The sequence below is a fragment of the Actinocrinis sp. genome, assembly GCF_035650855.1.
Taxonomy (GTDB): domain Bacteria; phylum Actinomycetota; class Actinomycetes; order Streptomycetales; family Catenulisporaceae; genus Actinocrinis.
Genome location: NZ_DASRGV010000026.1, coordinates 1 through 24,044, shown reverse-complemented (window position 1 = coordinate 24,044; position 24,044 = coordinate 1). Strand labels below are relative to the sequence as shown.

At 71.4% G+C, this 24,044-nt stretch carries 20 protein-coding genes; 6 read left to right on the top strand and 14 right to left on the bottom strand.

Features of this window, described 5'->3' with window-relative positions:
- Positions 1-1,513 precede the first annotated feature (1,513 nt).
- Both VFB40_RS02155 and VFB40_RS02150 read left to right on the top strand, forming a co-directional pair.
- The gene (locus tag VFB40_RS02155) at positions 1,514-2,407 is read left to right on the top strand and encodes a MinD/ParA family ATP-binding protein (protein ID WP_324847539.1); all 894 of its coding nucleotides are present in this window, start codon (positions 1,514-1,516) and stop codon (positions 2,405-2,407) included.
- 121 nt (positions 2,408-2,528) lie between these two features.
- Positions 2,529-3,851, top strand: a complete 1,323-nt coding sequence (locus VFB40_RS02150) for a M20/M25/M40 family metallo-hydrolase (protein WP_324847538.1) — start codon at positions 2,529-2,531, stop codon at positions 3,849-3,851.
- 17 nt (positions 3,852-3,868) lie between these two features.
- Here VFB40_RS02150 and VFB40_RS02145 read toward each other — a convergent pair whose 3' ends face one another.
- Positions 3,869-4,843: a bifunctional riboflavin kinase/FAD synthetase gene (locus tag VFB40_RS02145; protein WP_324847537.1), complete on the bottom strand. Its 975-nt coding sequence runs from the start codon at positions 4,841-4,843 to the stop codon at positions 3,869-3,871.
- 151 nt (positions 4,844-4,994) lie between these two features.
- Here VFB40_RS02145 and VFB40_RS02140 point away from each other — a divergent pair, with 151 nt between their 5' ends.
- Entirely contained in the window at positions 4,995-5,681 is a 687-nt protein-coding gene (locus VFB40_RS02140; RefSeq protein ID WP_324847536.1) for a hypothetical protein, read from the top strand.
- Between the two features lie 18 nt (positions 5,682-5,699).
- Here the strand turns inward: VFB40_RS02140 and truB are convergent, their stop codons facing one another.
- The 8 genes from truB to VFB40_RS02095 all read right to left on the bottom strand — a co-directional run bounded on the left by truB (position 5,700) and on the right by VFB40_RS02095 (position 14,851).
- Positions 5,700-6,626, bottom strand: a complete 927-nt coding sequence (gene truB, locus VFB40_RS02135) for a tRNA pseudouridine(55) synthase TruB (protein ID WP_324847535.1) — start codon at positions 6,624-6,626, stop codon at positions 5,700-5,702.
- Between the two features lie 48 nt (positions 6,627-6,674).
- On the bottom strand, positions 6,675-7,142 hold the full coding sequence (gene rbfA / locus VFB40_RS02130; protein ID WP_324847534.1) for a 30S ribosome-binding factor RbfA: 468 nt from the start codon (positions 7,140-7,142) through the stop codon (positions 6,675-6,677).
- Positions 7,143-7,213: 71 nt separating this feature from the next.
- Positions 7,214-7,510 carry a DUF503 domain-containing protein gene (locus VFB40_RS02125; RefSeq protein WP_349260234.1) on the bottom strand — a complete coding sequence of 99 codons (297 nt, stop codon included), beginning with the start codon at positions 7,508-7,510 and terminating at the stop codon, positions 7,214-7,216.
- 145 nt (positions 7,511-7,655) lie between these two features.
- Positions 7,656-10,754 carry a translation initiation factor IF-2 gene (gene infB, locus VFB40_RS02120; RefSeq protein ID WP_349261303.1) on the bottom strand — a complete coding sequence of 1,033 codons (3,099 nt, stop codon included), beginning with the start codon at positions 10,752-10,754 and terminating at the stop codon, positions 7,656-7,658.
- 202 nt (positions 10,755-10,956) lie between these two features.
- Positions 10,957-11,253, bottom strand: coding sequence for a YlxR family protein (locus VFB40_RS02110; RefSeq protein WP_324847533.1), 297 nt, complete (start codon positions 11,251-11,253; stop codon positions 10,957-10,959).
- A 115-nt stretch (positions 11,254-11,368) separates the two neighbouring features.
- A complete protein-coding gene (gene nusA, locus VFB40_RS02105) occupies positions 11,369-12,367 on the bottom strand; it encodes a transcription termination factor NusA (protein WP_324841779.1) in 999 nt (332 codons plus the stop codon).
- An 11-nt stretch (positions 12,368-12,378) separates the two neighbouring features.
- A complete protein-coding gene (rimP, locus tag VFB40_RS02100; RefSeq protein ID WP_324847532.1) occupies positions 12,379-12,939 on the bottom strand; it encodes a ribosome maturation factor RimP in 561 nt (186 codons plus the stop codon).
- Positions 12,940-13,102: 163 nt separating this feature from the next.
- Entirely contained in the window at positions 13,103-14,851 is a 1,749-nt protein-coding gene (locus VFB40_RS02095) for a proline--tRNA ligase (protein WP_324847531.1), read from the bottom strand.
- Between the two features lie 167 nt (positions 14,852-15,018).
- On the opposite strand from VFB40_RS02095, the gene VFB40_RS02090 reads away from it, so the two are divergent.
- Positions 15,019-15,963, top strand: a complete 945-nt coding sequence (locus VFB40_RS02090) for a hypothetical protein (RefSeq protein ID WP_324847530.1) — start codon at positions 15,019-15,021, stop codon at positions 15,961-15,963.
- 113 nt (positions 15,964-16,076) lie between these two features.
- Entirely contained in the window at positions 16,077-16,580 is a 504-nt protein-coding gene (locus VFB40_RS02085) for a methylated-DNA--[protein]-cysteine S-methyltransferase (protein ID WP_324847529.1), read from the top strand.
- A gap of 70 nt (positions 16,581-16,650) precedes the next feature.
- On the opposite strand, the gene VFB40_RS02080 is transcribed toward VFB40_RS02085, so the two are convergent.
- The 4 genes from VFB40_RS02080 to dxr form a co-directional block, all read right to left on the bottom strand.
- A complete protein-coding gene (locus VFB40_RS02080; protein WP_324847528.1) occupies positions 16,651-17,517 on the bottom strand; it encodes a GNAT family N-acetyltransferase in 867 nt (288 codons plus the stop codon).
- Between the two features lie 172 nt (positions 17,518-17,689).
- A complete protein-coding gene (gene ispG, locus VFB40_RS02075; RefSeq protein WP_324847527.1) occupies positions 17,690-18,844 on the bottom strand; it encodes a flavodoxin-dependent (E)-4-hydroxy-3-methylbut-2-enyl-diphosphate synthase in 1,155 nt (384 codons plus the stop codon).
- 183 nt (positions 18,845-19,027) lie between these two features.
- The gene (locus tag VFB40_RS02070) at positions 19,028-20,236 is read right to left on the bottom strand and encodes a M50 family metallopeptidase (protein ID WP_324847526.1); all 1,209 of its coding nucleotides are present in this window, start codon (positions 20,234-20,236) and stop codon (positions 19,028-19,030) included.
- Positions 20,237-20,400: 164 nt separating this feature from the next.
- Positions 20,401-21,651, bottom strand: coding sequence for a 1-deoxy-D-xylulose-5-phosphate reductoisomerase (gene dxr / locus VFB40_RS02065; RefSeq protein WP_414642005.1), 1,251 nt, complete (start codon positions 21,649-21,651; stop codon positions 20,401-20,403).
- Between the two features lie 30 nt (positions 21,652-21,681).
- Here dxr and VFB40_RS02060 point away from each other — a divergent pair, with 30 nt between their 5' ends.
- Positions 21,682-22,209 (top strand): DUF4190 domain-containing protein, encoded by a 528-nt coding sequence (locus tag VFB40_RS02060; protein WP_324847524.1) that lies wholly within the window; start codon positions 21,682-21,684, stop codon positions 22,207-22,209.
- 60 nt (positions 22,210-22,269) lie between these two features.
- Here VFB40_RS02060 and VFB40_RS02055 read toward each other — a convergent pair whose 3' ends face one another.
- Entirely contained in the window at positions 22,270-23,721 is a 1,452-nt protein-coding gene (locus VFB40_RS02055; RefSeq protein WP_324847523.1) for an aldehyde dehydrogenase family protein, read from the bottom strand.
- Between the last annotated feature and the right edge of the window lie 323 nt (positions 23,722-24,044).

Sequence of the window (24,044 nt, the reverse complement as noted above, 5' to 3'; positions counted from 1 at the left end):
CACTTCCGCGGCGCACCAGCCGCCAGCACCGCCGCCCGTCCAGACCGCCACGCCGGCGTCCGCGCCACCGCTCTCGGCGCCGCCGCCGATCGGCCGTCCGGTGCTGCCTGAAGCCGCGGGCGCGAACGCTGACACGCCTGGCCCGCATTTCGGCCAACTCGCCACGCCCCAGGCCCCGCGCCCGAGCTCAGGACCGACTGCGCCACCGCCTCCGCCGCCCGCGCCAGCCGTGCAGTCCGTGCAATCCGTGCAATCCGTGCAATCCGTGCAGTCGAACGCGGCTCCAGTGACGCCGCAGCCAACTGCGGAGGCACAGTCGCAGCCGAAGCCGCCGACGTCCTCCCCCGCGCCTTCAGCACCGCCGCCACCACCCCCGACGTCTTCGGCTGCCCAGTCAGCGCCCCCGACGTCTTCGGCTGTTCGCGCTGCGACGCCTCCCGCGCCCCCGACGACTGCTCCGCCTCCGCCTCAGCCCGCGCCGACGCCTCAGCCACAGCTCGAGCGCTCGGGCAGCTGGAACGTGGCTCCGCCCGCGCCGAACTCGTGGCAGGCAGGTCCCGCTGCGCAGTCCAATGGAGCGTCGCCGGGGACGCCCGTGCCGCCACCTCCGCTCGTACCACCACCGGTGGCCCCGCACCCGTCGCAGGCACAGCAGCCAGCGCCGCCGCAGCCCGGCCAGCCGCCGAACGGACAACCACAGGCACCGCAGCCACAGCCCGGGCAGCCGCAACACGGCCAAGCGCAGCCGCCGCAGCCACAGCCCGGGCAGCCGCTCGGACAATCACAGTCACCGCAGTCGGCGCAGCCACCGCAACTCCAGGCGCCACGCCCTCCGGCGCCCCTCCCTCCGGCGCCGGTGACTCCCGCGCCGATCAACGTCCCGCCGTCCACGCAGCTCATTCCGCGCGTGCCCAGCGTCCCGGCGACCACCAACCCGGACACGCCTCCCGGGCCGCCCAACAACGTGTGGGCACCGCCGTCTCAGAACCCTCAGGCTCCCAACGCCCAAGACCCTGGCGCCCCGGCTGCACAGCCGATCCAACCTCCGCAGCCGCCAGGGCCCAGTGCACCGCTGGGCATGGGGCAAGCCCCTGGAGCAACCGGCGCACCGCCCGGACCTCGGTTCATGCCGCCCGCGCCGCAGCTTCTGCATCAGCCGGGGCCACAGCCACAGCCACCAGCCCCATATCAGCCGCAGCCACCGGCGCCGCACCAGCCGCAGCTCCAACCGCCGGCGCCGCCGCAGCCGCACGCCCAGCACCCACAAACCCAGAACCCACAGCCGCCACAACAGCAGCACCCGCAGTATCAGCCGCCGCATTACGGCCAGTACCAGCCCCCGACCGGCACGACTGCGCCCAATGCGTATCAGCCCCCGCACCCGACGCAACCAGGTCAGAACCCGTACGGTCAGCGACCTGGCAGCTACACCGGTCAGCCGCAGGCACCCATTCCCGGCGCCGGGCTCCCGCTCGGGCTCCAGGCCTCGCAGGACCTCACCTCCGACCGTCTCGTGCGCAAGGCCGAGCCGGTCGCCCGCACCGGCTGGCGCAAGACCGTGCGCTCGGCCACCGGCGGGCTGATCAAGCCGGCCCCCGGCAAGGCCGAATCGCATCGCATCGAACTGCTCGAACGCGTGCGCACTCCGCTGCTCGGCTGCCATCGCATCGCGGTCATCTCGCTCAAGGGCGGCGTCGGCAAGACCACGACCACCACCGCGCTCGGCGCGACGCTCGCCTGGAATCGCGGCGACCGGGTCATCGCCGTCGACGCCAACCCCGACGCCGGCACCCTCGGCCGCCGGGTGCGCCGGGAGACCGGGGCCACCATCCGCGACATGCTGCAGGCGCTGCCTTCGATCCAGAGCTACGTCGACATGCGCCGCTACACCTCGCAGGCCCCCAGCCGCCTGGAGATCCTGGCCAACGACGTCGACCCGGCCGTGTCCACCACGTTCAACGACGAGGACTACCGCCGCATCATCGGCGCGCTCCAGCGTCAGTACTCGATCATCCTCACCGACTCGGGCACCGGCCTGCTGTACTCCGCGATGCGCGGCGTGCTGCAGCTGGCCGACCAGCTCATCGTGGTCTCCACCCCTTCGGTGGATGGTGGAAACTCCGCCTCGACGACTCTCGACTGGCTGATCGCGCACGGCTACCAGGACCTGGTCTCCCGCTCGGTCACCGTGATCTCTGGAGTGCGGCCCTCGGCCAAGGAATTCGACCTGAACCAGCTGATCACCCACTTCGCCGCGCGCTGCCGCGCCGTGGTGCCGATCCCGTTCGACCCGCACCTGGGCACCGGCGCCGAGATAGACCTGGAGATGCTGCGCCCGGCCACCGCGGACGCGTACCTGGAGCTGGCCGCGAACGTCGCGCAGGGATTTGGGGAACGAACCCGGTAGCCGCCGAACCCATCGGACTGACTGGACCAACCAGAACCGCCGGGCTACCGGGTGCACGGCACCACTAGCGCTGCCGCAAACGGTTCGGCGCGGGGTGATCGGCTTGGGTACGGTGGTGGCCATGGACATGCACCCCGACGAAGCGTCCTATGGCGAGGTGGTCGGCCTGCTGACCGACCTGATCCGGATCGACACCTCGAATCCGGTCAGGCCGGAGCGGCCCGCCGCCGAGTACGTCGCCGAGCAGCTCGCCGAGGCGGGGTTCGAGCCGCGGATCTTCGAGTCCGAGCCCGGACGCGCTTCAGTCGTCGCGCGCTTCGAGGGCAGCGACCCCTCCGCGGACGCACTACTGCTGCACGGCCACCTCGACGTCGTGCCGGCCGACGCCGCCGACTGGTCGGTGCCGCCCTTCGCCGGCGAGGTGCGCGACGGCCTGGTCTGGGGTCGCGGCGCCGTGGACATGAAGAACATGGACGCGATGACGCTCGCGGTCGTGCGGCGCATGGTGCGCGAGGGCCGTCGGCCGCGCCGCGACGTGGTGCTCGCCTTCCTCGCCGACGAGGAGGCCGGGGGCAATCAGGGGGCGAAATTCCTGGCCGCGAAGCATCCGGAGCTGTTCGACGGCTGCACCGAGGCGATCAGCGAGGTCGGCGGCTACTCCTACGAGGTCTCCCCCGACCTGCGCCTGTACCTGATCGAGACCGCGCAGAAGGGCCTGTCCTGGATGCGGCTCACCGCGCGCGGCCGGGCCGGGCACGGCTCGATGCTCAACGACGAGAACGCGATCACCACGATCGCCGCGGCCGTCGCCCGCATCGGCGAGCACCGCTTCCCCACCATCCTGATCCCGACCGTCCGCGACTTCCTGACCGAGGTCTGCGACGCCCTGGGCGTCCCGTTCGATCCCGCCGACCCCGAGGCCGCGGTCGAGCGGCTCGGCCCGCTGGCCCGCTTCGTCGGCGCGACCCTGCGCCACACCGCGAACCCGACCATGCTCGAAGGCGGATACAAGAGCAACGTCATCCCCGAGCGGGCCTCGGCCGTGATCGACGGGCGCTTCCTGCCCGGCGGCGAGGAGGAGTTCCTGGCCGCGATCGACGAGCTGGCCGGGCCCGGCGTGACCCGCGAGGCGATCCACCACGACCGCTCCGTCGAGGCGCCCTTCGGCGCTCCGATCGTCGACGCGATGCTCGAAGCGCTGCGCGCCGAGGACCCGGCCGCGCGCACCGTGCCGTACTGCCTGTCCGCCGGCACCGACAACAAGACCTTCGCGTCGTTGGACCGGTCCGGGAAGGGCGGGATGCGCGGCTACGGCTTCGTCCCGCTGCGGCTGACCCCGGACCTCGACTTCGCCGCGATGTTCCACGGCGTGGACGAGCGGGTGCCGATCTCAGCCCTCGATTTCGGCTGCCGGGTGCTCGACCGCTTCCTCGCGATCGCCTGACAGCTTTCGGCTCAGGCTCAGCGCTTCGCCGCGGCGGCCGCCAGCAGCTGCTGCGCCTCCTCGACGTCCGTGTTCATCCGCTTGATGAGCTCTTCCATCGAGTCGAACCGCTCCTGCCCGCGCAGCCGGGCCAGGAAGTCGACGGCGACGTACTTGTCGTACAGCTCCAGATCCGTGCGGCCGATCGCGTAGGCCTCCACGGTGCGCGCGGTTCCGTCGAAGGTCGGATTCGTACCGACCGAGATCGCGGCGGGCAGCGGGTCCCCGTCCACGACCAGCCAGCCCGCGTACACCCCGTCGGCCGGGATCGCGGTGTGCGGCGGAGTGTCCACGTTCGCGGTCGGGAAGCCCATCTCGCGGCCCCGCTGCGCCCCGCGCACGACCGTCCCCTCGACCCGGTGCGGCCGCCCGAGCCGCCGCGCGGCGGTCTCCACGTCCCCGGCCAGCACCATCCGGCGCACGTCGGTCGAGGAGAAGCGCGGCTCGGTGCCCGCCTCCCCGTCGTTGTCGGGCGCGGCCAGCGAAAGCCCTTCGGCGATGAAGCCGTAGCGCTCGCCCAGCTCGGCCAGCGTCTCCACGGTTCCGGCCGCGCGGTGCCCGAAGCGGAAGTTCTGCCCGACCACCACGGCGATCACGTGCAGCCGGTCGACCAGCACCTGCTGGACGAACTCCTCCGGCGTCAGCTTCGAGAGCTCCAGGGTGAACGGGAGCACCAGCACCGCGTCCACGCCGAGGGCCTGCATCAGATCCATCCGGTGCACCGGGGTTGAGAGCAGCGGCGGATGGGTACCGGGCCGTACGACCTCGCTCGGATGCGGATCGAAGGTCAGCGCGACGGCCGCGGCCCCGCGCTGCCTGGCAAGGTCGACCGCGCGGCGCACGACCCGCTGATGGCCCTTGTGGACACCGTCGAAGAAGCCGACGGTGACGACGCAGCCGCCGGGCACGCCCCAGCCGGGGGGCACCTCGGACAAGCCGTGCCAGCGCTCCATGGACCGTCACTCCTCCAGTTCGAACCCGTCGCTGTCCAACCTTGCCAGATCGCCCTGAGCGATCCGCACCGGCCGCCCCTGTCGCCCGCCGGACCGGGCGCTTACGATGTTCGACCGCACGCACTGTAAACAGGAGGGGAACCCCGTCGTCATGGCCTACCCGCAGCCGGGACCGCCCCCGGCTTACCCCCAGTATCCCGGTCAGACCGGGATGCCTGCCAAACCGCCCATCCCGCGGACCGTACAGAACGCTTTCTACCTGATGCTGGCCGGCGCCGGCCTCACCCTGATCTCGGCGATCATCGGGCTCACCCAGACCTCCGCGATCCGGGACACGATCCGTACCCAGCACCCGGACTACTCCAGCGCCAAGGTGGACACCGCGGTGCACGCCGGCGTCGCCTTCGCCGCGGTCTTCGGCTTGATCGAGGTCGGGCTGTGGGTCTGGATGGCTTTCGCGAACCGCAACGGACGCAACTGGGCGCGGATCGTCGCCACCGTGTTCTTCGGCATCAGCTGCTTGAGCGTCATCGGCCTGCTCGCGGCCTCGGCCGGCGGCTCCGGGCCGTTCTCGGCGCAGAAGGCGTCCGGGGTCGGCGTCGCCCTCGGCATCATCACCTGGCTCATCGGGCTGGCCACGATCATCCTGCTGTGGAACAAGCAGTCGGGTCCGTACTTCAAGCCGCCGCAGTTCGGCGCGCCCGGTTACGCCGCGCCGTATCCGTACCCGTACGCCGCGCCCGGCCAGCAGCCGACGCCGCCTGCCCCGGGGCAGCCGGGCGGTCCGCAGGTGCCGCAGGATCAGCCCACTGACCCGTGGTCGAACCCGCCGCAGTAGCAGAAGCAGAAAGTCTTCTCAGACGAAGACCGCGATCGGCTTGGCCCGCTCGCCGCGTTCCTCGACCAGCGCGAGGAACGCGCCGTCCGGGCCGAACACCGCGATCGGCCCCTCGCCCAGGCCGGGCGAGGGCAGGAAGCCGCCGTGCGCGATCGTCTTCGCCTGCTCGCCGTCCACGTCGTAGCGGGGGAAGGCGACCGCCGCAGCGGCCGCCAGAGACAGCACGGGCAGCGCCTCGGCCTGCGCTGCCACCGCGGCCAGTTCGTCGAGCGTATGGGCCTGTGCGAGCCCGTACGGGCCCACCTGGGTGCGTCGCAGGGCCGTCAGATGCCCGCCGACGCCGAGAGACGCGCCGAGGTCCCGGGCCAGCGCCCGGATATAGGTCCCGCTGGAGCAGGCGACGGTGACATCGAGGTCGACGACACCCAGCCCGGCGGCCGCTTCCGCGCGCCGGATCTGATGGACCGTGAACTCGTACACGGTCACCGGCCGGGCGGCGAGCTTCACCTCGTCGCCCGACCGCACCCGCGCGTACGACCGCACACCGTTGACCTTGATCGCCGACACCGACGAAGGCACCTGCATGATCTCGCCGGTGAGCGGGCTCACCGCGGCGAGCACGTCCGCATCCGCCAGGTGCCCGGTCTGGGCCGCCGCGGTCACCTCGCCCTCGGCGTCGTCCGTCACGGTCGTCTGGCCGAGCCGGATCGTCGCCTCGTACACCTTGCGGGTCAGGGCGAGGTGCCCGAGCAGCCGGGTCGCCTTCTCTATGCCGAGCACGAGCACGCCGGTGGCCATCGGGTCGAGCGTCCCGGCGTGCCCGACACGGCGGGTCCCGGCCAGCCGGCGCATCCGCCCGACCACGTCGTGCGAGGTCCAGCCGGCCGGCTTGTCGACGATGACCAGGCCGTCCGGCGGCGCTGGGCGCGCCGCGTCACGTGTCAAAGTGTGCTCCGCCCCTACTGCTCATCCGCCCTGCTCACTCGGCGCGATTCACTCGTCCCCGGCGTCTTCGTCGTCCTCGTCTTCGTCCTCGGCGGCACGCGGCGCGCGGTACGGATCGGGCTCGCCGGCGTACTTCGCGTCCTTAGCCACCTCATGCACCTTGGCATCGGCCTCGGCCGCACGCGCCAGCAGTTCGTCGATCTGCTTCGCGCCCTCTGGGATCGCGTCGGCGATGAAGGCGAGAGTCGGGGTGAACTTCACCCCGGTCTGCCGGCCGACCTCGCTGCGCAGGATCCCCTTGGCGGACTCCAGCGCCGCCGCGGATTCCGAGCGCTCGGTCTCGTCGCCGTAGACCGTGTAGAAGACGGTCGCCTCGCGCAGGTCCCCGGTGATCCGGGCGTCGGTGATGGTCACGAAGCCGAGCCTCGGGTCCTTGATCCGGGTCTTGAGCGTCTCGGCCACCACCACCTTGATCCGGTCGGCCAGCTTGGCCGCGCGCGCGGTGTTGTTCGCCATCTTCCCGCTCCTGTCCTCTGCGCCGGTCCGGCGGTGTCTCGTCCACCCCGCCGGTCTGGTGGTTCTGTGCGTCAGTCGTCTTCATCGCTGCGGACGCGGCGGCGCACGGACAGCAGCTCGAACTCGGGCCGCCAGGCCACCGCGCCCTCACAGTCATCCAACAGCTCCACCACCCGTTGATGCGAGCCCGCCACGACGGCGACGCCCAAAATGGCCCGGCGGTGCAGGTCCTGGGCGCCGACCTCGGCGGCCGCGACGGCGGGACGGCGGCTCAGCTCGGCCAGCACCGGCCGGATCAACCCGCGTTTCTCCTTGAGCGAGTGAACGTCGCCGAGCAGCAGGTCGAGGGTCAGGGTTCCGGTGAACACCAGTGACATCAGGGCCAGCCCGGCCCGGGGGAGGATGTGTGGTTATGTCAGAGCAATGAAAAAAAGATCAGTCGATCAATCGAGCGGTGCCCGGGTTCGCAGCACTGTGAGCGCTGCGAACCCGGGCACCCGCCACGGGTCGAACTCAGACGCGCGGCTTCTCCCGCATCTCGTAGGTCTCGATCACGTCGTCGACCTGGATGTTGTTGAACGAGCCGAGGCCGATACCGCACTCGAAGCCCTCGCGGACCTCGGTGGCGTCGTCCTTGAACCGGCGCAGCGACTCGATGCTGAGGTTCTCGGCCACCACCGCGCCGTCCCGGATGAGCCGGGCCTTGGCGTTGCGGCGGATGAGACCCGAGCGCACCAGGCATCCCGCGATGTTGCCGAACTTGGAGGAGCGGAAGACCTCGCGGATCTCCGCGGTGCCCAGCTGCACCTCCTCGTACTCCGGCTTCAGCATGCCCTTGAGCGCCGCCTCCATCTCCTCGATCGCCTGGTAGATGACCGAGTAGTACCGGATCTCCACGCCCTCGCGGTCGGCCTTGGCCTTGGCCCGGCCGTCCGCCCGCACGTTGAAGCCGATGATGATGGTGTCGCTGGTCAGCGCCAGGTCCACGTCGGACTCCGTGATCGCGCCGACGCCGCGGTGGATGATCCGCAGGTCGACTTCCGCGCCGACGTCCAGCTTGAGCAGCGCGTCCTCCAGGGCCTCCACCGAACCGGAGACGTCACCCTTGATGATGAGGTTGAGCTGCTGGATGTCGCCGGCCGCGAAGGCGCTGCCGATGTCCTCCATGGAGACGCGCACCCGCCGCTTGGACAGCAGCGCGTTGCGGTCGCGGGCGGCGCGCCGCTCGGCGATCTGCCGGGCGACCCGGTCCTCCTCGACCACCAGGAAGGTGTCACCCGCACCCGGTACCGAGGTCATGCCGAGCACCTGCACCGGACGGGACGGATCGGCGATCTCGACGTTGTTGCCGTTCTCGTCGAGCATGGCCCGCACCCGGCCGTGCGCGTCGCCGACCACGATCGTGTCGCCGACCCGCAGCGAGCCGCGCTGCACCAGCACGGTGGCCACGGCGCCGCGGCCGCGGTCGAGGTGCGCCTCGATCGCCACGCCCTCGGCGTTCTGGTGCGGGTTCGCGCGCAGGTCCAGGGACGCGTCCGCGGTCAGCACAATCGCCTCGAGCAGCTCCTGGATGCCGATGTTCTCGCGGGCGGAGATGTCCACGAACATCGTGTCGCCGCCGTACTCCTCGGCGACCAGACCGTACTCGGTGAGCTGGCCGCGCACCTTCTGCGGGTCCGCGCCCTCCTTGTCGATCTTGTTCACCGCGACCACGATCGGCACCTCGGCCGCCTTGGCGTGGTTGAGCGCCTCGATGGTCTGCGGCTTCACGCCGTCGTCGGCCGCCACCACGAGCACCGCGATGTCGGTCACCTTGGCGCCTCGGGCACGCATGGCGGTGAAAGCCTCGTGGCCCGGGGTGTCGATGAAGGTGATCTTCCGCTCGTCGCCGCCGACCTCGGCCTTGACCTGGTAGGCGCCGATGTGCTGGGTGATGCCGCCGGCCTCGCCCGCGACCACGTTGGACTTGCGGATCGCGTCGAGCAGGCGGGTCTTACCGTGGTCGACGTGGCCCATGACGGTGACTACCGGCGGACGGGCCTCGAGGTCGTCCTCGCCGCCCTCGTTGTCGCCGAACTCGATGTCGAAGGACTCGAGCAGCTCGCGGTCCTCCTCCTCGGGCGAGACGATCTGGATCTCGAAGCCGATCTCGGAGCCGATCAGCTGCAGGATCTCCTCGTTGACCGACTGGGTCGCGGTGACCATCTCGCCGATGGCGAAGGCCGCCTGCACCAGGGCCGCCGGGTTGGCGCCGATCTTCTCCGCGAGGTCCATCAGGGACGAACCGCGGGTGAGCCGGACGACCTGCCCGTTGCCGCGGGGCAGCAGCGCGCCGCCCATCGACGGGGCCTGCATGTTGTCGAACTCTTGACGCCGCTGCTTCTTCGACTTGCGGCCACGCGCCGGGCCGCGACCGCCGGGACGGCCGAACGCGCCCTGCGTGCCGGAGCCGCGGCCACCGCGACCGGCGCCGCCACCGCCACCGGGACGGCCGCCGAAGCCGCCGCCACCGCCGGGGCCGCCGCCACCGGGAGCGCCGCCGCCGGGGCGCGGGCCGAAGCCCGCACCGGGACCGGGACGCGGACCGCCGCCGGCGCGCGGGGCACCGCCGGCCGGGCGCGGGCCGCCCGGAGCGCCGCCACGGGCACCCGGACCGCCGGGACGACCGCCGCCGCCGGGACCGCCGCCGGGGCGGGGGCTGGGCGAAGGCCGGTTGGGCATCATGCCCGGGTTCGGACGCGGACCGCCGGGGGCGCCGCCGGTGCGGTCGCCGCGCGGGGCCGCAGGACGCGGCGGCATGCCCGGACGCGGACCGCCCGGAGCGTCGCTGCGCGGAGCGCGGTCGCGGTCGCCACCGCGGTCGCGATCACGGTCACGATCGCGCTCTCCACCGGCCGGACGCGGCGCGCCCGGACGGGGCATGCCGGTCGAGCCGGAGGTGAAGGGGTTGTTGCCGGGACGCGGACCGGCCGGACGCGGGGCACCCGGACGCGGGGCTCCGCCGCCGGGACGCGGCGCGCCGGAGCGGTCGCCCGACGGACGCGGGGCCGGACGGGGGCCGGGGCCTGCCGGGCGGTTCGGTGCACCGCCCTGCGGCGCACCACCCTGCTGGCCGGGCGCGCTCGGCTGGGCCGGGGCGGCGGGGCCGGACGGGGCCTCGAAGGACGGGGTGGCCGGACGCGGCCCGGCGGGCCTGGGCGCGCCGGGACGCGGGCTCTGGGTCGCCGGACCCTGCGTCGCCGGGCTCTGGGAAGTCTGCGGGGCAGGGGCCGCGGGGGCCGCGCTGCCGTTCGGTGCCGGCGCCGCCGGGCGCGCGGCGGGCTTGGCGGCCGTCGGCGCGGGCTTGGGCGACTGTGTCATGGGGGCCGGACCCGGACGCGGGCCTGGCTTGGGGGCGCCGGGACGCGGCGCGGTGGCGGTGCCGGAGGCACCACCCGACGCGGAGGCCTTGCCCCCGCCGTCGAAGGAATCCTTCAACTTACGAACGACCGGAGCCTCCACCGTGGAGGAGGCTGAACGAACGAACTCACCGAGGTCTTGGAGCTTGGCCATGATGACCTTGCTCTCAACACCCATCTCCTTGGCGAGTTCATAGACCCGGACCTTGGCCACTTCACTCCTGTCTCGGCCCGCGTCTTGTCCGCGCGACCGTCGGTATCACAGCATGGGCGTGCTCATTGCTGGGTGCTCATCGCGTGCTCATCGTGTTTCTCGACCCGCTTTCGCGTCGTAGCGATCCCTGTTGTTCGGCATTGCTTCTGACAGTGCTTCTGACAACTCGCCTGCCGCGCCTGTAACGGAGCGGGCGGCGGATTTACTCCGCGCCCGCCTCGGACGCCTCCAGTCGCGCGCGCACCCCTTCGACCGCGAGCGGTCCCGGCAGGCGGAAAGCCCGCGGGAAAGCCCGCTTGCGCTCGGCGAGGGCGAGACACGCGAGCCGCGGGTGCAGATAGGCACCGCGGCCCGGAAGGCGCCGACGCGGATCGGGCAGAACCTCGCCCTCTCCGGCGACGAGACGGAGCAGCCGTTCCTGCGCATCCCGGACACGGCAACCAACGCAGGTACGCGTCGGCGCGCCGCGCTCTCCCGGGTCTGTCGGCAGGCCAGTCACGTTCTATCTTACCCCCACGATCAGTGCGCCCGCTCCCCCGTTACCGCCGTCCGGGCAGGGGGCACCGGCCGCGCGCGAGCGCTCCTCGACGCGCGCGCGGCCCGTTGGGCGCCGGTCAGCCGGCCGGCTGCTGCTCGGCGTCGGAGTGGATGTCGATCCGCCAGCCGGTCAGCCGCGCGGCCAGCCGGGCGTTCTGCCCTTCCTTGCCGATCGCCAGGGAGAGCTGGTAGTCGGGCACGGTGACCTGCGCGGACTTGGTCTCCGGGTCCACGATGCGCACCTTGGTGACCTTGGCCGGCGAGAGCGCGGAGGCGACCAGGCGCTCCGGGTCGTCGGACCAGTCCACGATGTCGATCTTCTCGCCGTGCAGCTCGTTCATGACGTTGCGCACCCGGGCGCCGACCGGTCCGATGCACGCCCCCTTGGCGTTCACCCCCGGTTTGGTGGAACGCACCGCGATCTTCGTCCGGTGCCCGGCCTCGCGGGCCACCGCCGCGATCTCCACGGTGCCGTCCGCGACCTCGGGCACTTCGAGCGCGAACAGGCGGCGCACCAGGTTCGGGTGCGTGCGTGACAGTGTGACCTGCGGTCCGCGCTGGCCCCGGCGTACCGCGACGACGAGGCACTTGATCCGGGTGCCGTGCTCGTACCGCTCCCCGGGCACCTGCTCGGGCGCGGGCAGCAGCGCCTCGAAGCTCTCCTTCTTGCCCGAGTCGATCTCGACCAGCACGTTGCGCGGGTCGTCGCCCTGCTGCACCTTGCCGGTGATCAGGTCGCCCTCGCGGGCCGCGAAGTCGCGGAAGACCGCCTCGTCGGCCGCCTCGCGCAGCCGCTGCGCGATGACCTGCCGCGCGGTGGAGGCGGCGATCCGGCCGAAGCCGCCGGGGGTGTGCTCGAACTCGGGACCGGAGGGCCGGCCCTCCTCGTCGGTCTCGGTGGCCCACACCGCGACGTGCCCGGTCTTGCGGTCGAGCACGACCCTGGCCCGCTGATAGGCGCCCTCGGTCCGCTCGTACGCGAGCAGCAGCGCCTGCTCGATGGCCTCGAAGAGCCGTTCGAGTGAGATCTCCTTGTCCTGCGCCAGGTCGCGCAGCGCCCGCATGTCGATGTCCATCGCGTCCTCAATCAGCTCTCGTCGTCAAGCTCATCGTCGGAGCGCGCGTCATCATCCGACTCGTCGTCAAGCGCCGAATCTTCCGCGTCCTCGGCGGCCCGGTTGAACTCGACCTGCATCCGCGCCTTGGCGATCTCGCCGTACGGCAGGACCCGCTCCTTGTCGCGCTCCCCGACCAGCAGCGTCACCCCGTGCTCGTCCGAGGCGGACACCCGTCCCTCCACCTCGCCGCCCGCCTTGAGCACCGCCTTGACCAGCCGGCCCCGCGCGCGCCGCCAGTGCCGCGGCTCGGTCAGCGGCCGGTCGATCCCGGGCGAGGTGACTTCGAGCACGTACGCGGCCTCGCCCATCGCGGCATAGCCGTCGAGGGCCTCGGAGACCGCACGCGTCACGTCGGCGACGTCGTCCATCGAGACGCCGCCGTCCCGGTCCACCACCACGCGGATCAGCCGGCGTGATCCGGCCCGCTGCTCGGTCAGGTCCTCGAGCTCCGCGCCGGCCCGCTCGACCACCGGCTCCAAGAGTGCGCGCAGCTTCTGCCGGTCGAGCCTGGGCGGCGCGGTCGGGCTCATCGGGGTCGGCTCCTCGACGGATGTGGGGTCTGGTCTTGCGTTCTGTCGCCTACCAGGGTAGTCGCTCCGGCGGCAGGAGAAGTCCAGGTCGATCCAATCGGGTAAAGCCGGCTTCCCGTGAGCCCGCGAGCGGCGGGCGCCGCGGACGACGCCCGCCGTACAGTCAGCCCGCCAGCGCCCGCACCCGCGCCGCCGCCTCGGCGACCGGCACGTCCTGGCGCTCGCCGCTGGCCCGGTCGCGCACCTCGACGACGCCGTCGGCCAGGCCCTTGCCGACCACGACGATCGTCGGCACGCCGATCAGCTCCGCGTCCTTGAACTTCACGCCGGGCGAGACGCCGCGCCGGTCGTCGAACAGCACGCGCACTCCGGCGTTGTCCAGCTCGGTCGCCAGGGTCGCGGCCGCCTCGAACACCGAGTCGTCCTTGCCGGTGGCCACCAGGTGCGCGTCCGCGGGAGCGACCTCGCGCGGCCAGACCAGGCCGAGCTCGTCGTGCTTCTGCTCGGCGATCGCCGCTACCGCGCGCGAGATGCCGATGCCGTACGAGCCCATGGTCACGCGCACCGGCTTGCCGTCCGGGCCGAGCACGTCGAACTGGAAGGCGTCGGTGAACTTCCGGCCGAGCTGGAAGATGTGGCCGATCTCGATGCCGCGGTCGATGGACAGGGCGTGGCCGCAGCGGGGGCAGGGGTCTCCGGCGCGCACCTCGGCGGCGCCGATGGTGCCCTCGGGCGTGAAGTCGCGGCCGTAGACCACGTGCGCGGCGTGCTTGCCGTTCTCGTTGGCCCCGGTGATCCAGGCGGAACCGGGCACCACCAGCGGATCGACCTTGTAGGTGTAGCCGGCCTCGGCCAGACCCTGCGGACCGATGTAGCCGCGCACCAGCTTCGGGTGCTTCGCGAAGTCCTCGCCCTCGAACATCTCGACCTCGGCGGGGTGCACGGCCGCCTCCAGCCGCTTGAGGTCGACCTCGCGGTCGCCGGGCACGCCGACGATCAGGATCTCGGGGTCCTTCACGCCGGGGTGGCGCAGCTTGACCACGACGTTCTTCAGGGTGTCCGCGGCCGTGATCGTGCGGCCGAGGTCCAGCCCGTTGAAGAACTCGACGAGCGAGTCGATCGTCGGGGTGTCGGGAGTGTCATAGGCCTTGAGCGGGGGCTCGGCCGAGGCATCGAGCGCGGCACCCGGCCGGCCTTCGACCGCCTCGGTGTTGGCCGCGTAGTCGCAGTTCGTGCAGGAGACGAAGGTGTCCTCACCGGTCGGCGTCGGCGCCAGGAACTCCTCCGAGGCCGAGCCGCCCATCGAGCCGGACATCGCCGAGACGATGCGGTAGTCCAGGCCGAGCCGGTCGAAGATCCGGATGTACGCCTCGCGGTGCAGCTCGTAGGAGCGCTTGAGCCCCTCGTCGTCCAGGTCGAAGGAGTACGAGTCCTTCATCAGGAACTCGCGGCTGCGCAGGATGCCGGCGCGCGGCCTCGCCTCGTCCCGGTACTTGGTCTGGACCTGGTACAGGTTGACCGGCAGGTCCTTGTAGGAGGAGTACTCGCCCTTGACCATGAGGGTGAACATCTCCTCATGGGTCGGGCCGAGCAGGTAGTCGGCGCCCTTGCGGTCCTTGAGCCGGAAGATGCCGTCGCCGTATTCGACCCAGCGGCCGGTGGCGTCGTAGTACTCGCGCGGCAGCAGCGCGGGGAACTGGACCTCCTGCGCGCCGAAGCGGTCCATCTCCTCCCGGACCACGTGCGCGATGTTGTCCAGCACCCGCTTGCCCAGCGGCAGCCAGGAGTAGATGCCGGGGCCGACGCGGCGCACGTAGCCGGCGCGCACCAGCAGCTTGTGGCTCGGCACCTCGGCATCGGCCGGATCGTCGCGGAGGGTCCGGAGGAAGAGCGTGGACATGCGCGAGATCACTGCGGTACTCCTGGCGGAAGAGGGGGCGGATCGGGCTCGGAAACTGGGACGGTAACAGGTGCCCGCGGGCTGCTGTACTACAGCCCGTCACGAGAATATCGGGCCGTGGGACACAGTTCGGTCGCATTAATGCCATGGGAGCTACTTGACCACTACATTGCGCTGCCATGGCGGTGTTTAGGTCCAAGGCGTTCAAGGCTTCCTTCGATCCCGCATTCGACGACCTCGATCTCGCCGAGGCACGCGACGAGCTGGCCCAGGGCCGCTGGGAACCGGCGCGCGACCTGCTTGAAGACACCCGCCGCAACTGGGACAGGCGCGCCCACCGGATCAAGGTGCTCGCGGACACGACCGCGGCGAGCGCCTGGCTGGAGCGCTGGCTCGCGCTCGACCCGCACAACCCGGACGCACTGACGTTGCAGGCGCACGTCGAGGTGGTCCGGCTGGTGCGGGCGCGCGCCCAGGTGCGTGACACGGGCACCAACAAGACCGCGCAAGACGTCGAGGACCTGTGCCGCCGGGCCGCCTCCCTCTCGCCGAAGGACCCGATGCCGTGGATCAGCCTGATCACGCTGGCGCGGGCGCAGGGCGTGAATCGCGACGAGTTCTGGGCGCGCTGGCACGGGATGCGCGAGCGCGATCCGTGGAACCGCGAGGGCCACCACCAGACCCTCATCTACCTGTTCGCGGCCTGGCACGGCTCGCACGCCGAGATGTACGACTTCGCCTACTGGCTCGCCGGGGAGGCGCCGGTGGGTTCGCCGCTCGCCGTGCTGCCGCTGGTGGCGCACGCCGAGTCGTATCGGGCACACTCCGCGGACAAGCGGGCCACGATGCGTGCCGGGCTGGACATGATGTGGACCGAGGACCAGGTCGGGCTGGACCTGGACCGGATCCTCGAGCAGTGGTTCCGGCGGCAGGAGCGGCAGCACGCGCAGGCCAAGGCGGACCTGAACTACCTGGCGCACGCGCTGATCTACGCCGACCGGCACAGCGACGCGCGGCCGGTGATCCAGGCGATCGGCAACCACGTGACGCGGGTACCGTGGGCGTATACCGGCGATCCGGAGTCGTCGTTCACGTACTGGCGGCAGCGGCTGCTGGGCGGCTGACAAGGGCCCGGCGGGACCGGCAGCGTCATGTCCGAAACCCGCCAGTGACGGCTCGCGCGGTGCGGCAGACTCGAAGTGTGCGATCTTCCCGCACCGGAGAGGAAACCAAGCTCATGACTGACCTGACAGCGCATCAGACCGCCACTCCGCTCGGCCCCTTCACCGTGCTCGTGGCCGAAGACGTCGTCTACGCGGCGGGCTTCACCGACTCGGTGGAGCAGCTGGCGCGGCTCGCCGACGCCGAGCCCGGCTTGGTCGCGGTCAGCGACGACGACCACAGCGCGCTGGCCGCGGTGCGCAAGTACTTCGAGGGCGACCTGTCGGCGATCGACGAGGTCGTCACGAAGGAGCGCCCCGGCTTCGCGCCGTTCCGCACAGCTGCGAGGCAGGCGCTGCGGAAGATCCCGGCCGGGACGACGGCTACTTACACACAGCTCGCTACATCGGCGGGCAATCCGCGGGCAATCCGCGCGGCGGGCAGTGCCTGCGCGACCAACCCGACCGCGCTGTTCGTGCCCTGCCACCGAGTTGTCCGCACCGACGGGACGCTCGGCGGCTTCCTGTACGGACTCGACATCAAGCAGGCGCTGCTCGACCACGAGGCCAAGTGCGCGTGACCAGCTGAACTATGAGTCAGCACCCTGTGTCCCGCTCAGCGGGACAAGGTTGAGCGGGACAGCCGGCGCATCAGAACAGCACCGAGGCGAACTCCGAGACCTCGTGGAAGCCGACCCGCAGATACGAGGCGCGCGCCGGTGCGTTGAAGTCGTTGACGTAAAGCGAGACCACGGGGGCGAAGTCGCGCAGCGCGTACTCGACGACCGCGGCCATTCCGCCCTCGGAGATGCGCCGGCCGCGGAACTTCGGATTGACCCAGACCCCCTGGATCTGGCACACCGCCCGGGTCACCGCGCCGATCTCGGCCTTGAACACCACTTCGCCGCCGTCGATCCAGGCGAAGGCACGGCCGGCGTTCACCAGTTCGGCAACCCGTTGCCGGTACATCCGGCCGCCGTCCGCGGCCACCGGCGAGACGCCGACCTCCTCGGTGAACATGGCGATGCAGGCGGGCATGAGCACGTCGAGCTGCGCCGGGTGCACCGGCCGGACCCGGAAGTCCGGCGCCACGGTGACCGAGGGTTCGCGCAGCGCCATGACCGGCTGGTTCGGGCGCACCTCGCGCGCCTGGTCCCAGTGCGGGGCCAGGTAGGACCACAGGTCGAGGGTGGGTTCGCGGGGGCCGACGATCGAGGAGCAGCGGCGTCCCTGCTTGCGCGCCCGGTCGGCGAACGCGCGCACCGCGTCCGGCGTGGCGTTGATCGGCACGAGGTTCGCGCCGGAGAAGCACAGCGAGGTAAGCCGGCCGTTGGCCGCGTAGCCCCACATTTCGCCGCCGAGCTGCCACGGGTCGAGGCCCGCCGCCTCGACCCGTGAACCGATGAACGCGTTGTCTATCGGATCGCGGGCCAGCAACTCCAGGACCTCGTCCAAGTCGCTGTGGTCGAGCACACGCGCGCTCGCGGCGGGACTCAGCAGCCGGCTCACCACGTTCATGCGCGATCTACGCCTCTCACCTGTAGCCCTTAAGGCACACTCTACGGCCTGGAAGGGCATCGTGGTCGGGAGTACCTGAGGCGAAATAGTGCGGACGCGGTACCCGGCCTGGCTCCGGCTTCACCGAGGCCTGACCGTGGGTCTGCCAGACGGATTCGCGGCAAGCGGGGGTCTAGCCGACCGCCACGTCCGGGGAGCCGTCGCCGAGGTCGGCGCCCATCTCCTCGGCCAGCCGCACGGCCTCCTCGACCAGGGTCTCCACGATCTGCGTCTCCGGCACGGTCTTGATGACCTCGCCCTTGACGAAGATCTGGCCCTTGCCGTTGCCCGAGGCCACGCCGAGATCGGCCTCGCGGGCCTCGCCCGGTCCGTTGACCACGCAGCCCATCACGGCCACGCGCAGCGGCACGTTCAGCCCGTCGAGCGCCGCGGAGACCTGGTCGGCGAGGGTGTACACGTCCACCTGCGCGCGTCCGCAGGACGGGCAGGAGACGATCTCAAGGCCGCGCTGGCGCAGCCCGAGCGATTCCAGGATCTGAATGCCGACCTTGACCTCCTCGACCGGAGGCGCGGACAGCGAGACCCGGATCGTGTCACCGATGCCCTCGGCCAGCAGCGCGCCGAACGCCACCGCCGACTTGATCGTGCCCTGAAACGCCGGACCGGCCTCGGTCACGCCTAGGTGCAGCGGGTAGTCGCAGGCCTCGGCCAGCAGCCGGTAAGCCTGGATCATCACCACCGGGTCGTTGTGCTTGACCGAGATCTTGATGTCCCGGAAGTCGTGCTCCTCGAACAGCGAGCACTCCCACAGCGCCGACTCGACCAGCGCCTCCGGCGTCGCCTTGCCGTACTTCTCGTACAGCCGCGGGTCCAGCGACCCGGCGTTCACGCCGATCCGGATCGGCACCCCGGCGGCCTTGGCCCGCCGCGCGATCTCGCCGACCTGGTCGTCGAACTTGCGGATGTTGCCGGGGTTGACCCGCACCGCCGCGCAGCCCGCGTCGATCGCCGCGAAGACGTACTTGGGCTGGAAGTGGATGTCCGCGATCACCGGGATCTGCGACTTCTTCGCGATCTGCGGCAGCGCGTCGGCGTCGTCCTGCGAGGGGCAGGCCACCCGCACGATCTGGCAGCCGGCCGCGGTCAACTGCGCGATCTGCTGCAGCGTCGCGTTCACGTCCGAGGTCAGCGTCGTGGTCATCGACTGCACCGACACCGGCGCATCCCCGCCCACCGGCACGTTCCCCACCATGATCTGCCGCGACTTGCGACGCGGCGCGAGCGGTTTGGCCGGAATGGACGGAACACCGAGGGAAACGGCGGTCATCGTTCGGGCTCTCCCCAGTCTTGGGACGGTGGTTCGTGCTTCGGCGGATCAGCGACAAGAGCAACGCTACGACACTCCGACAGCTCTCATTGCACGGCGTCCCTCCCCCTTCACCCGATCTTCACCGGCTGTGCGCCGAACGGCACATCCCGCGGGCTGAAAGGGCTCACCCGGTCGACGCGGCTAGGAGGGCAGGTGGATCGGATTGGTGATGTCCGCGGCCAGCAGCAGCAACGTGAGGCCGACGAAGAACAGCAGGAAGGCGTACGCCACCGGCATCAGCTTGTTCAGGTCCACCCGGCCGGGCACGGGCCGGCGCAGCAGCCGGTAGACCCGCTTGCGGCCTTCCTCGTAAAGCAGGACCGCGATGTGCCCGCCGTCCAGCGGCAGGATCGGCAGCAGGTTGAACACGCCGATGAACACATTGATCGCGGCCACGAGCGCGAAGAACCCGGAGAAGCCGGTCCGGCCGATGACGGTGCCGCTGATCTGCGCCATGCCGACCACGCCGACCGGCGAGCTCGTCGAGCGCTGGGTGTGGTCGACGGTGGAGGTGAACAGCTTCGGGATGGAGGCCGGAATCGAGCCGAGCCCCTTGAAGGTCTCCACGATCATGGTGCCGAACTGGCTGCCGCTGTAGGCGGCGGCCGAGATCGGGTTGTAGTGCTGGGTGTAGCCGTTCTGGCCTAGTCCGACCAGGCTGCCGGCGGCGGAGTGCCCGTCGGGGTAGGTGACGGATTTCACGCCGATCGGCACGATCGTCGCGGTGTGCTGCCCGCCCTTCGGATCGGTGTACTCGATCGTCGCGGGCTGATTCGCCGGCAGCCGGTGCAGGGCGGTGGCCAGGTCGTCGAAGGTCGCGATGTGCTTGCCGTCGATCGAGGTGATCAGGTCGCCAGTGGCCAGCCCGGCGGCGGCGGCCGGGGACTGCTTCGCGCCGGCTGTGCAGGTGTCCTGCGGCGTGCCGTCGGCGGTCAGGCAGGCCGCGACCTGGCCGACCCTTGGCGCGGTGTCCGCCTTCTGCACGCCGAACAGCATGGGGCTGAGGAAGAACAGCAGCAGCGCGATCAGGAAGTGGGTCAGCGACCCGGCGGAGAGGGTGAGCAGCCGCATCCGGGCCGGCTTGTTCTTGAGCGCGCGGTCCTCGTCTCCCGGCTCGATCTCGTCCAGGTCGGTCATCCCGACGATCTTGACGTAACCGCCGGCCGGGATCGCCTTGATCCCGTACTCGGTCTCGCCGCGCCGGAACGACCACAGCCGGGTGCCGAAGCCGACGAAGAACTCGGTGACCTTGCCGCCGGACCAGCGCGCGCACACCATGTGCCCGGCCTCGTGCAGCACGATCGAGATGAGCAGCGCCACCACGAACAGCAGCGCGCCGAGAACGTTCACGCCGGGAAACCGCCTTCATGTCGAGTGGTACTGCACGCAACCGGCCGGACCCGAGTCTCGTGCCCCGCACCCGGACACGGCAAAACCAGGTGTCTCCCGGACAGACGTACGCGGGAAGCGGGAAAGTTCCAGACCGTCCGCGGCCTGGATCTTCTCCTGCGAGCCTACCCGCTGACCGCCGAACCGGTGAGCTCTTCGGCGCGGGCCCTCGACCAGCGGTCCGCCTCCAGCACCGCCTCCAGCGTCGCGGCCTCGGCCGACTGCGCGCGGTCGGCGTGCTCGGCGACCACGGCCTCGATCGTGTCCACGATCCCGGTGAACGGCAGCCGGCCGCCCAGGAACGCCGCGACGCACGCCTCGTTCGCGCCGTTGAACACCGCCGGGAAGGTGCCGCCGGCCTTGCCGACCTGCTTGGCCAGGCCCACGGCCGGGAAGGCCTGCTCGTCCAGCGGGAAGAACTCCCAGCTCGCGGCCTTGGTCCAGTCGCAGGCCGGGGCGGCGTCGGCGACCCGGTGCGGCCAGCCCATGGCCAGCGCGATCGGGATGCGCATGTCCGGCGGCGAGGCCTGCGCGATCGTGGAGCCGTCGGCGAACTCGACCATGGAGTGCACGATCGACTGCGGGTGCACCACCACCTCGATCCGGTCGAACGGGATGTCGTAGAGCAGGTGCGCCTCGATGACCTCGAGGCCCTTGTTCACCAGCGTCGCCGAGTTGATGGTGACCAGCGGGCCCATCGCCCAGGTCGGGTGCGCCAGCGCCTGCTGCGGCGTCACCTCGGCCAGCTCCTCGCGGGCCCGGCCGCGGAACGGGCCGCCGCTGGCGGTCACGATCAGCCGGCGCACCTCGTCCGGGGTGCCGCCGCGCAGGCACTGGGCCAGCGCGGAGTGCTCGGAGTCCACCGCGACGATCTGGCCGGGCTTGGCCAGCGAGGTGACCAGGTCGCCGCCGATGATCAGCGACTCCTTGTTGGCCAGGGCCAGGGTGCGGCCGCTGCGCAGCGCGGCGAGGGTGGCCTTGAGCCCGGCGGCGCCGTCGATGCCGTTGAGCACCACGTCGCAGTCCAGCGCGGCCAGTTCGGCTCCGGCGTCGGGTCCGGTGACGATCTTCGGCAGCCGGTAGCCGCCGGTCGGATAGCCGCGGCGCTGCGCCTCGGCGTAGAAGGCGAGCTGGAGGTCCTGCGCGGCGGTGGCCCTGGCGACGGCGACGACCTCGACTTCGAGGTCGAGCGCCTGCCGCGCCAGCAGCGTGGCGTTCTTCCCCCCGGCGGCCAGGGCGACGACGCGGAACCGGCCGGGGTTGCGGGTGATCACGTCGACGGCCTGGGTGCCGATCGAACCGGTCGAGCCGAGGATGACGATCCGCCGGGGGTTGTCGATGAGGCTGCTGCTGCTCGCTTCGCTCATGGGCGCCATTGTTCCGCACCCGCTTGGTAGGGTCGCGCCGTGTCTGAACAGGCCCCGTCACCGTGGGATCCGCAGCCGGACCCGCCGCAGCAACCCCTCGTCCCGCCGGGCGCCTTTCCTCCGCCGCCGGGAACCCAGTACGGCGGCTTCCAATACGGGGGCGCTGCGAACGCGGCCGGTGGCCAGTACCCGCAGTATCCAGGGATGCCGTACCCGCCGAACTACGGCCAGTACGGCCCGGGTCCGTACGGCTACGGCGTGGCCGGGTACGGGCCGCCGCCCGGCACCAGCGGCATGGCGATCGCGTCGCTGGTCCTCGGCATCTGCGGCTTCTTCTGCGTCACGCCGCTGATCGGGCTCGGGCTGGGCATCGGCGCGCTGGTGCAGACCTCGAAGACAGGGCAGGCCGGAAAGGGCCTGGCCATCGCCGGGATCATCCTGTCCACGGCCTGGATCCTGCTCGCGGCGCTCCTGATCGCCACCGGGCACTTCCACCTCACCGACGGAGGCAGCGGCTCGGATCCGTCCAACGGGTCGACGCAGGGGCCGAACGGTACGTCGGCCTAAGACAGTGCCGCTGAAGACAGTGCCGCTGAAGACAGTGCCGCCGAACTACCTGACCACCTGTCAGAGGTCGAGGCCGGTCAGCACCATCACGCGCTCGTAGGTGTAGTCGTCCATCGCGTACTTGACGCCCTCGCGCCCGACGCCTGAGCCCTTCGCGCCGCCGTAAGGCATCTGATCGGCGCGGTAACTCGGCGCGTCGCCGATGATCACGCCGCCGACCTCCAGCTCGCTGTGGGCACGGAACGCCGCCTGGATGTCGTGCGTGAACACGCCGGCCTGCAGCCCGAAGGCCGAGTCGTTGACCGCCGCGAAAGCCGCCGCGGTGTCGTCCACCTGCTGCACGACGAGCACCGGGCCGAAGACCTCCTCGCAGACGACCTTGGCGTCTGACGGGGCGTCGACTACGACCGTCGGGGCGTATGTCGAGCCCTCGCGCGTGCCGCCGACGAGCACCTTCGCCCCGGCCGCCACCGCCTCCTCGACCCACTGCTCGACCCGGATCGCCGCCTGCTCGCTGATCATCGGGCCGACGTCGGTCGCCGGGTCGTTCGGGTCGCCGGTCTGCTGCGCGGCCACCGCGTCGACCAGCTTGGGCAGCAGCCGGTCGTAGACGGAGCGGTCCACGATCACCCGCTGCACCGAGATGCAGGACTGCCCGGCCTGGTAGTTCGAGTAGGTGGCGATGCGCGAGGCGGCCCAGTCCAGGTCCTGCTCGCTCGAATAGTCGCCGAGCACCACGGCCGCCGCGTTCCCGCCGAGCTCCAGCGTGATGTGCTTGTGCGGCGCCGCCTGCTGGATCATCGCCCCGACCGGGCCGGAGCCGGTGAAGGAGACCACCGGCAGCCGCGGGTCGCCGGTCAGGTCCGCCATCTGGTCGTTCGGCACCGGCAGGATCGACCAGGACCCGGCCGGCAGGTCGGTCTCGGCCAGTAGCTCGCCGAGCAGCAGCGCGGAGAGCGGGGTGGCCGGGGCGGGCTTGAGGATGATCGGCGCGCCGACCGCGATCGCCGGGGCCACCTTGTGCGCGACCAGGTTGAGCGGGAAGTTGAACGGCGCGATGCCGAGCACCGGGCCCTTGGGGAAGCGGCGCACGATCGCGAGCCGGCCGGCCGCCGCGGCGTCGGTGTCGAGTCGCTGGAGCTGCCCGGCGAAGCGGCGGGCCTCCTCCGCGGCCCAGCGGAACACCGACACGGCGCGGCCGACCTCGCCCTTCGACCACTTGAGCGGCTTGCCGTTCTCCGCGGTGATCAGCCGCGCGATCTCGTCGGCGCGCTCGGCGAGGCGCTTGGAGACGTGGTCGAGGGCGGCGGCGCGGGCATGCGCGGGCAGGGCCGCGGCCGGCCTGGCCGCCGCCTCGGCCGCCGCGACCGCCTGCTCGATCTGTGCGCGGGTCGGCAGCGAGACCGCGGCCAGCCGCGAGCCGTCGTACGGCCGCGTCACCTCAAGCGTCGCCTCGCCGGTCGCCTGGCTTCCGGCCAGCCAGAACGGACGCGGGTCGGTCGCAACAGTCATCGTCGGCTCCATCGCTGTGTGTCTTCACTGCGCCAGGACAGCACTCTTCCGCTTCACCCTAGGTCGGCCGGTCAGTGCGCGTCGCCCTACACCTTGCCGCCGATTTCCGGCCTTGACCGGGCAACCTGACAGCCCGCCCGGCCTGAGCGCTCTACCCGCGCAGGTTCACCAGAACCGGGGGCGTGCGGATGCCGTCCGGCGTAGCCAGCGAGATCAGCGCGTGACCGGTCGGCACGTCGTTGATGATCTCCGAAGCGGACCAGACCGGCCGCTCGATGGCCCTAGTCGCCACCGAGCGCGAATACTCCACCGCGGTGTTCCCG